The organism is Aquitalea sp. FJL05 (genome assembly GCF_003852595.1).
Lineage (GTDB): Bacteria > Pseudomonadota > Gammaproteobacteria > Burkholderiales > Chromobacteriaceae > Aquitalea > Aquitalea aquatilis.
Window position 1 is genome coordinate 24,604 of record NZ_QAJS01000005.1, and the last position, 15,352, is coordinate 39,955.

Consider the following 15,352-nt stretch of genomic DNA (forward strand, 5'->3'; position numbering starts at 1 on the left):
GACTGATTTTTACTCACCTGTGGCAAAAGACACCACCAAATTGTGAAATTTGAAACAGATTACTGGCATTTCAGGCCGTAAACGTAAGTCAAACTTCATTATTCACTGGATCTGGTGTACGCTTTTTAAAGAAGAACTACTTAATAATGAAGTTGGCAAATCATGCAGCCGCGGCGGGGAATGCCGTGCATTAACCGGTCGCATGAGTTCAATGCCGCTCAGGGAACGTTTCAGCTATGGATACTTTAAAAGCCTTGATGGTCTTCATGACCACTGCCGAGAATGGCAGTTTCTCGGATGCTGCAAGAAAACTGGGGGTATCGCCAGCGGCTATCAGTCAAAGCATTGCGCGACTGGAGCAGGAGCTGGAGGTTCGCCTGTTCAACCGGACTACCCGCCAACTGACCCTGACGGAGGATGGACGCCGTTTCTATGCGCAATGCCGCGGACCGGTGAACAATCTCGATTCGGCCATCAATCAGCTGAAAGCCAGCCGGGATGAACCGGCCGGTCATCTGCGCGTCAGCATGCCCAACTCTTTTGGTCGCCGCTTCATTTTGCCCATCATGGGCGAATTCTGCGAACGCTATCCCAAGATCCGGGTGTTCTTTGGCCTGGACGACCATTTCAGCGACCTGATCGAAGATGGCTACGATGTCGGTGTGCGCATCGGCATGATGCCGGACAGCCGCATGGTGGCACGTAATCTGGCACAGATTCCGCAATACGTGGTGGCTTCTCCCGAATACTGGGACAAGCACGGCCGTCCGGAGACGACCGAAGAATTGAGCAATCACGATTGCATCAACTTCCAGTTTCCGACCTCGGGCCGCCTGTACAAGTGGGAATTCGACCGCAAGGGCGAGCGTATTCCGCTGGAAGTAACCGGTACCTACACCCTGAACGAGATGGAAGCGGTATGCGAGCTGGCACGTCTGGGCATGGGGGTGGCGCAGCTGCCGGGGCACGAAGTGGTGCACCTGATCCGCAATGGCGAGCTGGAGGCGGTGCTGACTGATGTGGTATCGCTGGAGCGTTCCATCTACATCTGCTTCCCGCATCGCGACCATATCGCCCCGCGTACCCGCGTGTTTGTCGACTTTGTGGTGGAAAAACTGGCGGATCATCCGGATGTGATGGCTGATTTGCCTGGCCTGGATTTGTCGGCCAAGCGCAAGGCGGCAGCACAGCTGGTTTCCTGATTCCGCTTTGCAGTACAGTCAAAAGCCCGGCAATGCCGGGCTTTTTGCGTGCTGGCTTGCTGCTGGTTTATACGGCCATGAAACGCTGCAGCGGGGTGCTGCTCCAGTCCACGCTGTCCAGCAGGTTTTTCACGATCAGGCCCAGTTCGGTATCGCCTTCGATGATCAGCTTGCGATTAAAAAACAGGGTGTCCGGGTCTTCCTCGCGCAGCATCATGCGGGCAAAGTCCGCCAGATTGGCCGACAGCCGCAGGTCTGGCGTATCGCCGACGCTGGCTACCTTGAACTTTTCCTCGTCGGCAGAAAAGCCCAGCCGCATGCCGGCATCCTGCACATGCACTTCAAAGCTGTGTCCGGCTAGCAAACTCATGTCGGCCGGCAGGATGTCGCGTTTTTTCAATTGATTCAGCGTGGTCACCAGCGCCCAGCAGGGCGGGGTGGCGGGCAGCCGGCCCAGCAGGCTGGCCATGGTGGCGGGCAGGGTCAGTTCAGGAATGCGCATGGGCTTCTCCAATGGCGGCAATGCCGGCTTCGCCACGCCAGTAGCCATCCACCAGGCGGCTGTCGGCGTAGGGCGCTAGGTCGATGTCGGGGCGCAGCGGGCTGTTCAGGGCCTGGATGGCTTGCTGGTAGCCGGCGACCACGCGCTCGGTGTGCTGCCACTGCGGGCTGATGCGTACCGCTTTCACGCCCATGGCGGCAATATCGGCCAGGTGTGGCAGCAAGGAGTGGCAGCCGTCCGACATGGTCTGGATGCCGTTGATGGTGAGGAAGGCCTGTTGCTCGCGGGTATTCAGCCGCAGCCCGTCCGGATGTTCCAGGCAGCGGAACTGGCAATCGTCCTTGGACAGATTGTAGTGACGTGCGGTAAAGCAGCGGGCAGATAGCGCCAGTGGCAGGCGGCCCCAGGCGAACAGCTCGGTTTCGATATTCAAGCCTTTGCTGGAAACCTGCTGCAATACGGCGGCCAGCGTGTCACGGTCCATTTCCACTGGCGGAATCCAGCGCCGCGCGCCCAGCGACTGCAGCAGGGCCAGGGTGTCGGCATTGTAGATATTCAGGTGATGACCCGCCACAAAGGGCTGGCCTTGCTGCTGCGCCAGCCGGGCCGCGCCCAGGTCGTTGGCTTCCAGCTGCAAGTCGCCGTTTTCCACCAGCTTGCGCAGGCGGCGCAGGTCGGATTCGCTCTCGATCAGTGCCAGGCTGGACAACACCACCTGGCGGCCGCTTTCGGCCAGTTCCTTGCCCAGGGCGATCCAGTCTTGGCCGCGCAGTTGCTGGCGGCGCGAGCAGACGGCTTCGCCCAGATAGATGGTTTCCAGCGGCCAGTCGGCGGCTTCGCTGTAAAACCGCAGGATATCGTCGCGCGACCAGTAAAACAGTACCGGCCCCAGCGTCAGTTGCAATGTATTCATATCAGCCCTGCTTGTTGGGCCGGCATGGCGTGCGAGCCTGCCGGCACGCTGTCATTCATTTCCATGGCCGGTTATAGGCACCCAGGGTCTGCTGCTGGCCTTCCGCCAGCTTGGACAGTGCCTGGGTCCAGCCCGGTTTCACCGAGAAGCGTTGCGGCTCGCGTCCGGCCGCATCCAGTGCTTCGCGCAGGGTGCGGGTGACTTGTGCCACATAGGCCGGGCTGCGCTGGCGGCCTTCCACCTTGATGGCGGCCACGCCGATATCGATGATTTGCGGCAGCATGGCCATCACGTTCAGGCTGGTGGGTTCTTCCAGCGCGTAATAGGTATCGCCTTCCACTTCGAAGCGCCCCTTGCACAGCGTGGGGTAGCCTGCCGGTTCGCCCTGCTGGTATTCGTCGATCAGGATGCCGTTCAGCCGGGCCCCCAGCGCCTGGCTGCCGTGTTCCCAGCGCACGAATTTGGCCGGTGAGCAGACGCCGTGGCTATTGGGCGATTCGCCGGTGGCATAGCTGGACAGCAGGCAGCGGCCTTCCACCATCACGCACAGGCTGCCGAAGCCGAATACTTCGATTTCCACCTGGGTGTGGTCGATGACCTGTTTCACCTGATCCAGCGTCAGCACCCGCGGCAGCACGGCGCGGCGGATATCGAACAGCTCTTGCGCCAGATTGATGGCTTCGTAATTGGTGGCCGAGCTTTGCACCGACATGTGCAGGCGCAGCTGGGGGTAGCGGCGGCGGGCATATTCCATCAGGCCGATATCGGCCAGGATGATGGCGTCCACGCCCAGATCAGCACCTTCGTCGATGGCACGATGCCAGCGGCTGATATCGCCGCCCTGGGCATAGGTGTTGATGGCCAGCAAGACCTTGCGCTCATGCTGATGGGCATAGCGTATGCCCTCGCGCGCGGTGCGGTCGTCAAAGTTCAGCCCGGCAAAGTTGCGGGCATTGGTGTCGTTTTTCAGGCCGAGGTAGACGGTGTCGGCACCGTTGTCCACGGCGGCCTTGAGGGCGGGCAGACTGCCCGCCGGGCAAACCAGCTCCGGCAGAGGTCGTGTGGCAGGCATGATGGCTTGGTGTCAGCGATTGAAACCGCCAGACAGTAGCAGAGCGCTGTGGCGCGGGACTTGTTCTGGGTCAAGGGGTGGGGAGTGGTGTGGGGGAAAGGGAGTGGCCTGGATGGCGCAGGCCATCCCCCAATATTGGCCAGCTGCCAGCAGCGGCGAACAAAATAGCGTAGCGCCCCTAAGGCAAGGTGCGCCAGCGCAGACAATACAAGCAGCACGGCAAGCAGGCGCAAGGCCGCAACAGGGTTTTTGTTCGCTGCTCTTACAGCGGCAGTACCAGCTTGGTTTTGGCTACCAGCACGATATAACCCACCACCAGCAGGGCGGCCAGCAGGGCCATGCTGCGTATCTGCTTGGTGCGGCCACGCTTGAGGGCGATGGTGCCCAGCAGCACATAGGCCAGCAGGCCGCCGATTTTGGCCAGCAGCCACGGGCTTTGCAGCACCGGCCAGCCACCCATCACCACCAGTGTCACCCCCAGCGCCAGCAGCAAGGTGTCGATGACATGCGGCAGGATGCGCAAGGGTTTGAGCGCCAGAATGCGCTGTCGATCCGCCAGCATCAGCCCGCCGCGCACGGCAAACAGCAAAATGGTGAGGTAAGCCAGGCCCATGTGGGCATGCTTGATGATCAGATAGGGATACATGCGGATTCCTGAATGTTATGCCTTGGGCATCGCGTGATGGCGGCCAAAGGCTGATGGTACACTGACATCCTTGCTTTTAGCCGTGTTCCCGCCATGCTTTTTCTCTATCAGTCCAATCGTCTGGAGCAATTGGGTCAGCTGTATGCCGCCATGTTGCAGGCGCAGCCGCTGTCCAACCCCTTTGCCGCCGAAACGGTGATCGTACAGAGCCGAGGCATGGGGCGCTGGATGACGCTGGATCTGGCGCAGCAGTGTGGCATTGCCGCCAATATCGATTTCGTGCTGCCGGCAGCCTTTGCCTGGCGGCTGATGCAGAAAGTCATGCCGGAGCTGCCGCGCAAATCCTCGTTTACTCCCGAAGTGCTCAGCTGGCGCTTGCTGCAGCTGTTGCCCGTGCTGGAAGGCGAGGTATTTGCGCCCTTGCAGCGCTATGCCGCTGGTGGCGAGACGGCTGCTTTTGAGCTGGCCGGCAAGGTGGCCGACATCTTTGACCAATACCTGGTGTTTCGACCGGACTGGATTCGCGCCTGGGAACGTGGCGAGCGGCTGGATCTGGGCGAGGACGAAGCCTGGCAGGCTGCACTCTGGCAGCAGCTGGCCGCGCAGGATCCCGGCCGCCACCGCGTGCGCATGCTGGACGAATTCTTTGCCGAGCTGCGACCGGAGCATCTGCCGGAGCGCATTACCCTGTTTGGCATTGCCAGCCTGGCACCGATGTATCTGGCGCTGATCAAGCGCCTGTCCGAGCTGACTGATGTCTGCCTGTTCACCCTCAACCCCTGTGAGGCCTACTGGGGTGATATCGTCGATACCCGCCGCAAGCTCAAGCTGCGGGAAAAGGGCGACCTGTTCGCCACTGAAGGCCACCCGCTGCTGGCCTCGCTGGGCAAGCAGGGACGGGACTTTTTCGAACTGATTGCCGCCGATGCCGAGCTGGATGCCCGCCCGCTGTTTGCCGAGGCGACGGGCGACAGCCTGCTGGCCCGCCTGCAGCGCGATATCCTGCAACTGGACATGCCCGGCCATGATGGCCAGTGGCTGAGCCCCGACGATGCCTCCATCGAGCTGCATGCCACCCACGGTGCCATGCGCGAACTGGAGGTGCTGAAAGACCGGCTGCTGGCCATGCTGGCGGACGACCCCACGCTCAGCGCGGCCGACATCGCGGTGCTGACGCCGGACATCAACAGCTACGCTCCTTATATTGATGCGGTATTCGGCCAGCGCGACGATGCGCCCAACCTGCCGTATGCCATTGCCGACCGCCGCGTGGAGCGCGAAGAACCGCTGCTGGCGGCCATCGGCAATCTGCTGCACTTGCTGGATTCGCGTTTTGCCGCTGACCAGGTACTGGCCTTGCTCGACAGCCCGGCGCTATTGCAGCGCTTTGGCCTGACTGCGGAAGACCTGCCCTTCATCCAGGACTGGGTGCGGGCCAGTGGTATCCGCTGGGGGCGCGATGCCGCGCACAAGGCGGCGCTGGGCCTGCCGGCCGATCCGCTGTTTACCTGGCGCTGGGGGCTGGACCGCCTGCTGTTAGGCAGCATCCTGCCACCAGCCATGGCTGGTGATGACAGCGGCCTGTTCGGCGGGCTGTTGCCGCAGGCCGGTGCCAGTGGCCAACTGAGCGAAGCCCTGGCGCGCTTTGCCAGCTGTTATGCCGTGTTGGACGAACTGGCCCGCGATTGGGCCACGCCTGTCGCTGCGGCCGACTGGGCCGAACGGCTGTTGCTGGCCACCGACCGCCTGTTCGCGGTGGACGAAGACGGCGAACTGGCGCTGGAAGTATTGCGCGATGCCCTGCAAGAATTGGTGGACGATGCGGCGATGGCCGACTTTGCCCAGCCCTTCAGCCTGGCCGTGCTGCGCGACTGGCTGCAGCGCAAGCTCACCGTGGCCTCGCCGCTGGGTTTTCTGTCCGGCGGCATCACCTTCTGCGCCATGGTGCCGATGCGCTCCATTCCCTTTCGCGTGCTGTGCCTGATCGGCATGAACGACGGTGCCTATCCGCGCGATGAGCGCCCGGTCAGCTTTGATCTGGTGGCACGCCATCCGCGCCGGGGTGACCGTTCGCGCCGCTTTGACGACCGCTACCTGTTTCTGGAAGCCATTCTGTCGGCACGCCAGCGCCTGTATCTGTCTTATGTCGGCTTGTCGGCACGCAATAACGAATCGCTGCCGCCTTCGCCACTGCTTGCCGAATTGCAGGACTGCTTCAAAGCCATGTGTGGTGATGCGGCCACGGCGCAGCTGCTGTTACGTCACCCGCTGCAGCCGTTTTCGCCGCGCTGCTACGACGGGGTTGAACCACGGCTGGCCAGTTTCGAGCCCAGCTTTGCCCAGGCGCTGGCGGCCCCGCCCAGTCAGCCCCGGCCTTTTGCTAGCGAGCTGCCGCCCTTGCCGGGCAGCAGCGTGCTGCATGTCAATGACTTCATCCGCTTCTGGAAAAACCCGCCGCGGGCCTGGTTGGCCGAGCGTCTGGCCATTCGTCTGCAAGGCCAGCAGGATGCGCTGCCAGTGCGCGAGCCATTCAGCGTGGATCGCGACGCCAGCCGCACCCTGCGCAGCCAGCTGGTGGAGCGCATGCTGGCTGGCAAGCCGGTGGCACCGGTCAAGCAGCGGCTGGCGGGGGCCGGCCTGCTGCCGCCTGCCGCGCTTGGCCAGGCCTGGCTTGGCAGTGAAAGTGCCAGTGCCGCCCGGCTGGCATACCGCCTGCCCGCAGTACTGAGCGAAGCCACGCTGCCGCCGCAGCCGGTGAATATCCAGCTGCATGGCCTGACCCTGGCTGGTGAACTGGGCGGGCTACGGGCCGAAGGGCAGATCCGGCTGGTGATCGGCAAGATGAATGCCGCCGAGCGGCTGGAATGGTGGCTGACCCACCTCTTGCTATGCGCCATGCGTCCTGCCGGCATTGCCTGCCAGTCAGTGCTGTATGACGACAGCGGCCACCTGCGGCTGGAGGATGAGCCGGACGCACTGGCCCTGCTCTCGGCCTGGGTGGTGCGCTGGCAGCAGGGCCAGCAACAGCCCTTGCCGTTTTTTGGCCGCACCAGCTGGGCCTATGCCGAGCAGCTGTACAAGCTGGACAGCGCACCGCAACTGGCGCTGGCCAAGGCGCTGGACAAATGGGACCCCAGCTTTGTCGGCGATTTTGCCGCTGCGCAATGCGAGGAGCCGGTCAACCAGCTGGTGTTCCGCCACCTCGACCCGCTGGCCGACCCGCTGTTTGCCCAATTGGCCGAAACACTGTTATTGCCGCTACTGGCGCGGCTGGGGGGCCAGGCATGAGCCTGCAGGTACTGAATGCACTCGAATGCCCGCTGGCCGGGGTCAACCTGATCGAGGCCTCGGCCGGCACCGGCAAGACCTGGACCATTGCTGCACTGTATCTGCGGCTGTTGCTGGAAGAGGTCAACGGCGAAGCCCCGCCCGGCATCGACAGCCTGCTGGTGGTGACCTACACCAAGGCCGCCACCGCTGAATTGCGCGAGCGCCTGCGCCAGCAGCTCACCGATTTTCTCGAGGTATTGCAGGGCAAGCAGGAGGGCAATGATTTCCTGCAGGCTCTGGCGCAGCGTTTTGCCCCCGGTGCAGTGCGGGATCTGGCCGAACAGCGCCTGCTGGCCGCCATTACCGGTTTTGACGGTGCGGCCATCTATACCATTCATGGTTTCTGCCAGCGTGTGCTGACCGATGCCGCTTTCGAAAGCGGTCAGACCTTTGCCGCCGAGCTGGTCAGCGACGACGACCGCCTGCTGGTGGAGGTGGTGGATGATTTCTGGCGGCGGCGGGTGGTCACCAGCCCCTTGCTGTCACAGGTGTTGGCCGAAGCGGGGGAAACCCCGGATGGCTGGCTGGCGGAAATCCGCCCCTGGCTGGCCAAGCCCTATCTGCAGATGGTGATGCCGGCGCAGCGCGATCTGCAGCAGGCTTTGCAACAGTTGGAGCGGTGCTGGCAGCAACTGGCGGCGGATGCGGTCACGCTGCAGAGCGGTTTTGATCTGTTGCTGGCCACCGAAGGTTTCAAGGCCACCAGCCACAGCCGGGCACAGCTGGAAAGCAGCATGGCCGAGCTGCAGCAATGGCTGGCCGAGCCGGACAGCCTGCCCATCCTGGGCCGCGATGCGCTGAAACGGCTGGACAAGCTCAGGCCGGAGGCGCTGGTCAAGGCCATGAAAAAGGGCTTTGTCGCGCCCGAGCATCTGCTGTTCCAGCGTATTGGCGACTGGCTGGCCGCCTGGGATGGCTATCTGGCCCAGCTGCAGCTATCGCTGGCGGGGCTCAAGCTGGAACTGATTGCCTGGGTGAACGAGGAACTGGCTCGCCGCCGCAGCCAGGAGCGGGTGCGCAGTTTTGACGATTTGCTCACCGAACTGGGCGCAGCCCTCGCCGCTGCCGATGGCGGTGCGCAACTGGCCGCCGCCGTGGCGCGCAGTTTCCGCGTGGCGCTGATCGACGAATTCCAGGATACCGACCCCATCCAGTACGACATCTTCCGCAGTTGTTTTGCCCTGCAGGGCCGGCCGCTATTTCTGGTGGGCGACCCCAAACAGGCGATTTACAGCTTTCGCGGTGCCGATATCTTTGCCTATCTGGATGCGCGGCAGGATGCGCCCGCCGCCCAGCAATACTCGCTGGATACCAACCGTCGCTCGGATGTGCCGCTGGTCGAGGTGGTCAACCAGCTGTTTGGCCGCGCCCGGCCGTTTTTGCTGGATGCCATCAGCTATCAGCCGGTGCACGCCGCGCCCAGCTCCGGTGCCGTGCTGGAAGTGGCGGACGAGGACGCGGCCTTTACCGTGCTGTGGCAGCCGCCCGAGGGCGACAAGCCGCAGAACAAGGACAGCGCCGCCCGCGCCAGCGCACAGGGCTGCGCCCATGAAATCGCCCGCTTGCTGACGCTGGCCGGGCAGGACCAGGCTGCCATCAATAAGGGCGGCCAGCGCCGGCCCCTGCGTGGTGGCGACATTGCCGTGCTGGTGTCCACCCACCGTCAGGGCGAACAGATGCGCCAGGCCCTGGCCGAGCGTGGCGTGGCCAGCGTGGCGCTCACCCAGGAAAGCGTGTTTGCCAGCCATGAGGCAGCCGAGCTGCTGGCCCTGTTGCGCGCCTGGGCCGAACCGGCCAGCGAAAGCCGGCTGCGTGCTGCGCTAGTGACCGAGCTGTACGGGCTGGATGCCGCCCGCCTGCTGGCCGAAGTGGAAGATGAGACACAGTGGGAAGCGCGGCTGCTGGCCAATGCCGCCGACCACCAGCGCTGGCTGGAGCAGGGCTTCATGAGCGCCTGGCGGCATTTCCTGGCACGCGAGCAACTGCCGCTGCGCCTGTTGCCCCTGCCCGATGGCGAGCGGCGGCTGACCAATCTGTCGCATCTGGCCGAGCTATTGCAAAGCGAAAGCGAAAGCGACAGCCGTCACGGCATGGCCCCCTTATTGGCCTGGCTGGAGGGCAGGGTGGCCAGCCCGTCTGGCGGTGAGGAAGCCATGCTGCGGCTGGAAAGCGATGCCGCGCTGGTGAAGATCGTCACCATCCATACCTCCAAGGGGCTGCAATACCCCATCGTGTTCTGTCCCTATCTGTGGGATGGCGCACTGGAGCGGCGCAATACCAGCTTCTGGCGCTACCGCGAAGCCGGGCAGGCCATGCTCAGCCCGGACGTGCTGGCCGATGCCGCCGTGCGCCAGCAGGCTGGCAGCGAAATGCTGGCCGAAAAGCTGCGCCTGCTGTACGTGGCACTGACCCGCGCCCAGCACCGCCAGTATCTGGCCTGGGGTTGGGTCAAGGACATGCAGACGGCGGCGCTGTCCTGGCTGCTGCATGCTGTGGACTGCCCGGATCTGGCCAGCCTGCGCGAGCTGGAATTCAGCCCGGCCATGCTGGAGCAGCAACTGGCCGGGCTGGCCAGCCGTTTGCCGGCGGCCTTGCATCTGCGCCAGCTGGAGTGCGGGCTGAATCCCTTGCCTCTGGCGCAGGACGCGCGGCAGGACTATAGTGCGCGCCTGTTCCAGCGGCCGGTTTACAGCCCATGGCGGGTAGCCAGCTTTACCTCGCTTACCCATGGCCGCAGCAGCAAGGCCAACGAACGGCCAGACCACGACGGCGGCCTGCCGGTATTGCCGGCAGAGGGCGGCGAGCTGCTGGCAATCGACAGCCCGTTTGCCTTTCCTCGTGGCGCGCGTGCCGGTACCTGCCTGCATGCCATGTTTGAAAACATCGATTTCGGCATGAGCGATGCCCAGTTGCAGCCGGTGGTGGCACAGCAGCTGCGTCGCCACGGTTTTGCCGATAGCTGGCAGCCGGGGGCCATGCAGCTACTGCGCCAGACGCTGGATGCCGAGCTGGCCCCCGGTGTGAGGCTGGCCGGCGTGCCGGCCGGGCGTAAGCTGGTGGAAATGGAATTCACCCTGCCAGTGCGCCAGCTGGATGTGGCCGCCTTGCGCCGCGTACTGAGCGATCCGGCCAACGGCCTGGCCCAGCCACTGCGCACAGCTGCTGCCGGGCTGGATTTCCGCACGGTGCGCGGTTATCTCAAGGGCTTTGTCGATCTGGTGTTCGAGGCCAACGGCCTGGTGTATCTGGTGGACTACAAATCCAACCACTTGGGTGAGCAGGCCATGGACTATGCTCCCGAGTGCTTGCTGCAGTCGGTGGCGCGCGAGCACTACTATCTGCAATACCTGATTTACTGCGTGGCGCTGCGACGCTATTTCAGTGCACGCGGGCGTGATTTTTTCACCTGCTTTGGTGGCGTGCGCTACCTCTACCTGCGTGGCATGGGGATGGCCGGCATGGGCATCTGGAATGATCAGCCAGCACAGGCTTTACTTGCCGAGCTGGATGGCTTGTTGTGTTGACAGCAACTATCATTGCCTTGCCAATGGCATGGAGTAGACTGGTGCACTGCGCCTGTGCGGCGGGATGTGTGCGGCACACTGTATGGTCAGCGCAGGCAGGCGCGGCCCTCTCGTAGGCGGTTTTTGTGAATTCCTTCCATTAATAAGGCTGTACTGCGTAAAAAAGCGCCAGCAGGCCGCATGGCCAGCAGCAATAACAGGTCGTTCATCACGGGAGACGGGAATGTTTGAATCGGCAGAAATCGGCCACAGCATCAGCAAAGAGAGCTATCGCGAGCAAGTACCGCTGCTGCGTGAAGCCTTGCTGGACGTGCAGTACGACCTGAAGGAAAAGGCCGATTTCCCGGTACTGATCCTGATTCACGGTTTTGACGGTGCCGGCCGTGGCGAAACCATGAACCTGATCAACGAGTGGCTGGACCCGCGGCTGATCGACACCGTGGCTTTTGCCTCGGCCAATGACGAAGCTCGCGCCCGGCCCTGGATGTGGCGCTACTGGCAAAAGCTGCCGGCCAAAGGCCGCATCGGCATTTTCTTTGGCTCCTATTATTCCGACGCGCTGTTCGACCGTGTGTACGACGTGATCGACCATGACGCTTACGACCGCGAAATCTTCGACATCATGCGGCTGGAACGCATGATCAGCCAGGATGGCGCGCTGATTCTCAAGTTCTGGTTCCATCTGACCAAGGACAAGCAGCGCAAGCGGCTGAAAGAGCTGGAAAAGGATCCGGCCACCCGCTGGCGCGTGACGGCGGATGACAAGGCCAATATGGAGCGCTACGACACCATCCGCAAATACGGCGAGCACATGATCCGCCTGACCAATACCGCCTACGCGCCGTGGATTGTGGTGGATGGCGAAGATGCCAATTTCCGCAGCCTGACGGTTGGCCAGACCATTCTCAAGGCTATCCGCAACCGCATCAGCCAGGCTGGTGCGGTGGTCGATGCTTCGGAAGCACCGCCGTTGCTGGCCCCCATCGACGACAAGGTCATCCTGGATACCTTGCAGCTGGACCAGCAAATGGACAAGGCTGAATACAAGAAACGGCTGGCCGAGTTGCAGGGCCGGCTGAACAGCCTGACCCGTGACGAGCGCTTCAAGAACCATTCGCTGGTACTGGCTTTTGAAGGCAACGACGCCGCCGGCAAGGGCGGCACCATCCGCCGCATCACCCAGGCGCTGGATGCACGCAGCTACCGCGTGGTGCCGGTGGCCGCACCTACCGAGGAAGAGCGCGTCAAACCCTGGCTGTGGCGTTTCTGGCGCCAGGTGCCGGGCAAGGGCGGCATGACCATCTTCGACCGCACCTGGTATGGCCGCGTGCTGGTGGAGCGGGTGGAAGGCTTTGCCCAGGAGCGCGACTGGATGCGCGCTTACTATGAAATCAACGACTTCGAGCACCAGCTCACCGAAAACGGTGCCATCGTGCTCAAGTTCTGGCTGGCCATCAGCAATGAAGAACAGATGGCGCGTTTCAAGCTGCGTGAGGAAACCGGCTTCAAGCGCTTCAAGATTACCGAGGAAGACTGGCGTAATCGCGAAAAGTGGAATGCCTACAAGCTGGCAGTCAGCGATATGGTCGACCGCACCAGCACCAGCAAGGTGCCGTGGACGCTGGTGGAGGCCAATAACAAATACTATGCGCGCATCAAGGTGCTCAGCACCATTTGCGCGGCGCTGGAGGCAAGGTTGGGTGCGTAGTTTTCTGTTGTTGTGCTGCTGTCTGTGGCTGTTGCCGGCGCAGGCAGCCGATCTCACCCTGCGTGCAGGCGTGGTGGTGGACAATGCCGGCCCTTATAACTTCACCCCGGACAGCCCGATGGCCGGCATCTATCGCGAGGCGCTGGAGCAGATCGGCAAGCTCAGCGGGGTGCGTTTCGATATCGAGTACTATCCGGCCCTGCGTATCCAGCAGCTGTTCGAAGTGGCCCGGCTCGACGTGGAGGTCGGCGTCAATCCGGCCTGGCGCAGCCTGTCGCCGGTGGGCGGCTTTTATACCCTGCCCATCGGTACGCTGGATTACCAGCTGTGCAGCCGGTCTGGCAATGCCCGGGCCGGTCGCGGGCTGGAGGAGTTGCGCGGGCAGACCATCGGCCTGCTGCAAGGACAGCCGCTGAGCGCCTTCGAGTCCGAGTTTGTCCGTCACGGCGTGCACTATGAGATGTCGCAGAGCGAAAACGAGGTGCTGAGCAAGCTGCGGCTGGGCCGTCTGCAAGCCGTGGTACTGGAGCGCCGCCAGATCGAACGCCTGACGCTGTTGCCGGAGGAGCTGCGCTGCGAACCGGGCAGCCAGATCAGCTCACAGCCGGTGATGCTGCGGCTGCATCCGCAATTTCGCCAATGGCTGCCGGCCCTCAATCGCGCCATCAGCCAGTTGCAGGCCAATGGCAAACTCAAGGCCATTTTCCAGAAATCCCGCGGATGAGCCCTTCCTCCCAGGCAGTCACTGCCCCCCTGTTGCCGCAGCAGCTATCCCAATTGCTGTTGCGGCTGGACCCGGCGCTGGATGACAGCACGCTGGCGCTGGTCTGCGAACTGGCTGCCGCCAATCAGGCCGGCCATGTCTGCCTGCCCATTGCCCACCGGGCGGAGCGCCGCCTGCTGCAGGCGTCGCCGGTGCTGGGCAAACCGGGCAGCTATGCCCCGCTGATTCTGGATGATGCCGGGCGGCTGTATTTCGCCCGTCACTGGTTTGACGAACAGAGCCTGGCGCGCAAACTTGCGCAACTGGCGGCCGATCACCGGCCACTGCCCGCTGCCGCGCTGGAGCCGGTGTTGCACCAGTTGTTTCCTGCGGTGCAGGCCGGGCAGCCCGACCGGCAAAAGCTCGCCGCTGCCTTGGCCGCCCGCCAGCGCCTGCTGGTGGTGTCTGGTGGGCCGGGCACCGGCAAAACCACCACGGTGGTGCGTTTGCTGGCCATGCTGGCCATGTTGGCGGAGCGACCACAGGTCATGGCCATGGCAGCACCAACCGGCAAGGCCGCTGCCCGCCTGAGCGAATCGGTACGCAATGCCCGCGACAGCCTGCCGGTATCCGACAGCGTGCGCGCCCAGCTGCCGCAACAGGCACAAACCCTGCACCGGCTGCTGGGTTTGCGGCCGGGAGCGGCCCAGCCACGCTATCATGCCGGCCAGCCGCTGCCGCTGGATGTGCTGGTGGTGGATGAAGCCTCGATGATTGATCTGGCGCTGATGGCACGTCTGGTGGAGGCCCTGCCGGCACAGGCCCGGCTGATTCTGCTGGGCGACCGCGATCAGCTGGCATCGGTGGATGCCGGTGCGGTACTGGGTGATTTGTGCGGACAGGTGGCGTATTGGCCGGCTACCCGCGACTGGCTGGCACTGGCCGGTGCAGGCTCCTTGCCGGCGGACGAGGGCAGGGCCGGTGCGCTGGCCGACAGCGTGGTGCTGTTGACCCACAGCCATCGTTTCCGGGCCGATTCCGGCATCGGTGAGCTGGCGCGGCTGGTCAACCTGGGCGATGCCACTGCCGCCTTGCAGCTATTGCAGGCCGGGCAGCACGACGATATCCGGCAGGCAGCACAGCTGGACGATGCGGATTTGTCGGTGCGCCGTCAGCCCTATCTGGACGCCATCCAGCAGCAGCAGCCGCTGGAGCAGGTTCAGGCTGCATTTTCGCAGTTCATGTTGCTGGCGGCCGAGCGGCGCCAGGTCGAACAGGCCAACCAGCGCATGGAGGCCTTGCTGGAACAAAGCGGCTGCAAACAGGCCGGGCGCGACTGGTATGCCGGCCGTCCGGTGATGATCAGTGCCAACGATTACGGTGTCGGCTTGTTCAATGGCGATATCGGCTTCACCGTGGAGCGGCCGCAAGGTCTGCGGGTGGCTTTCCCTGCCACAGACGGTAGCTGGCGCGAATTTGCCCCGGGCCGTCTGCCGCAGCACGAAACCGTGTTTGCCATGACCGTACACAAAAGCCAGGGCTCGGAATTCGACGAAGTCTGGCTGCAATTGCCTAGCACACCAGGGCCAGTGCTCAACCGCGCCCTGATCTACACCGCCATCACCCGTGCCCGCCAGCGCTTCGCCGTGGCAGGTAGCGACGAAGTGTGGCAGCAGGCGGTGCGGCTGGCTCCGGCGCGCTACTCCGGGCTGGCCGATTTGCTGCGCCAAGCGCGCGTGTGAATTCTGCAAC

General features: G+C 63.4%; 10 protein-coding genes. 6 read left to right on the top strand and 4 right to left on the bottom strand.

Features of this window, described 5'->3' with window-relative positions:
- The first annotated feature begins 236 nt into the window (after nt 1-236).
- A complete protein-coding gene (locus tag DBR44_RS03615; RefSeq protein ID WP_124642162.1) occupies nt 237-1,202 on the top strand; it encodes a LysR family transcriptional regulator in 966 nt (321 codons plus the stop codon).
- A 67-nt stretch (nt 1,203-1,269) separates the two neighbouring features.
- Here DBR44_RS03615 and DBR44_RS03620 read toward each other — a convergent pair whose 3' ends face one another.
- From DBR44_RS03620 to DBR44_RS03635, 4 genes are all read right to left on the bottom strand, one after another.
- Nucleotides 1,270-1,704 carry an SCP2 domain-containing protein gene (locus tag DBR44_RS03620; RefSeq protein WP_124642164.1) on the bottom strand — a complete coding sequence of 145 codons (435 nt, stop codon included), beginning with the start codon at nt 1,702-1,704 and terminating at the stop codon, nt 1,270-1,272.
- Nucleotides 1,691-2,617, bottom strand: coding sequence for a U32 family peptidase (locus tag DBR44_RS03625; protein ID WP_124642166.1), 927 nt, complete (start codon nt 2,615-2,617; stop codon nt 1,691-1,693). Before DBR44_RS03625 ends, DBR44_RS03620 begins: the two co-directional genes overlap by 14 nt.
- Before the next feature lie 55 nt (nt 2,618-2,672).
- A complete protein-coding gene (locus DBR44_RS03630) occupies nt 2,673-3,689 on the bottom strand; it encodes a peptidase U32 family protein (RefSeq protein WP_124642168.1) in 1,017 nt (338 codons plus the stop codon).
- 262 nt (nt 3,690-3,951) lie between these two features.
- A complete protein-coding gene (locus DBR44_RS03635) occupies nt 3,952-4,335 on the bottom strand; it encodes a SirB2 family protein (RefSeq protein WP_124642170.1) in 384 nt (127 codons plus the stop codon).
- A gap of 93 nt (nt 4,336-4,428) precedes the next feature.
- On the opposite strand from DBR44_RS03635, the gene recC reads away from it, so the two are divergent.
- The 5 genes from recC (at nt 4,429) to recD (ending at nt 15,342) form a co-directional block, all read left to right on the top strand.
- Nucleotides 4,429-7,623, top strand: coding sequence for an exodeoxyribonuclease V subunit gamma (gene recC / locus DBR44_RS03640; protein ID WP_124642172.1), 3,195 nt, complete (start codon nt 4,429-4,431; stop codon nt 7,621-7,623).
- The gene (gene recB / locus DBR44_RS03645; protein WP_124642174.1) at nt 7,620-11,189 is read left to right on the top strand and encodes an exodeoxyribonuclease V subunit beta; all 3,570 of its coding nucleotides are present in this window, start codon (nt 7,620-7,622) and stop codon (nt 11,187-11,189) included. Before recC ends, recB begins: the two co-directional genes overlap by 4 nt.
- A gap of 223 nt (nt 11,190-11,412) precedes the next feature.
- Nucleotides 11,413-12,897 (top strand): polyphosphate:AMP phosphotransferase, encoded by a 1,485-nt coding sequence (pap, locus tag DBR44_RS03650; protein ID WP_124642177.1) that lies wholly within the window; start codon nt 11,413-11,415, stop codon nt 12,895-12,897.
- Nucleotides 12,890-13,621, top strand: coding sequence for an ABC transporter substrate-binding protein (locus DBR44_RS03655; protein ID WP_158613552.1), 732 nt, complete (start codon nt 12,890-12,892; stop codon nt 13,619-13,621). The genes pap and DBR44_RS03655 overlap by 8 nt, the downstream gene beginning before the upstream one ends.
- Entirely contained in the window at nt 13,618-15,342 is a 1,725-nt protein-coding gene (gene recD, locus DBR44_RS03660) for an exodeoxyribonuclease V subunit alpha (RefSeq protein WP_124642181.1), read from the top strand. The genes DBR44_RS03655 and recD overlap by 4 nt, the downstream gene beginning before the upstream one ends.
- Nucleotides 15,343-15,352 lie beyond the last annotated feature (10 nt).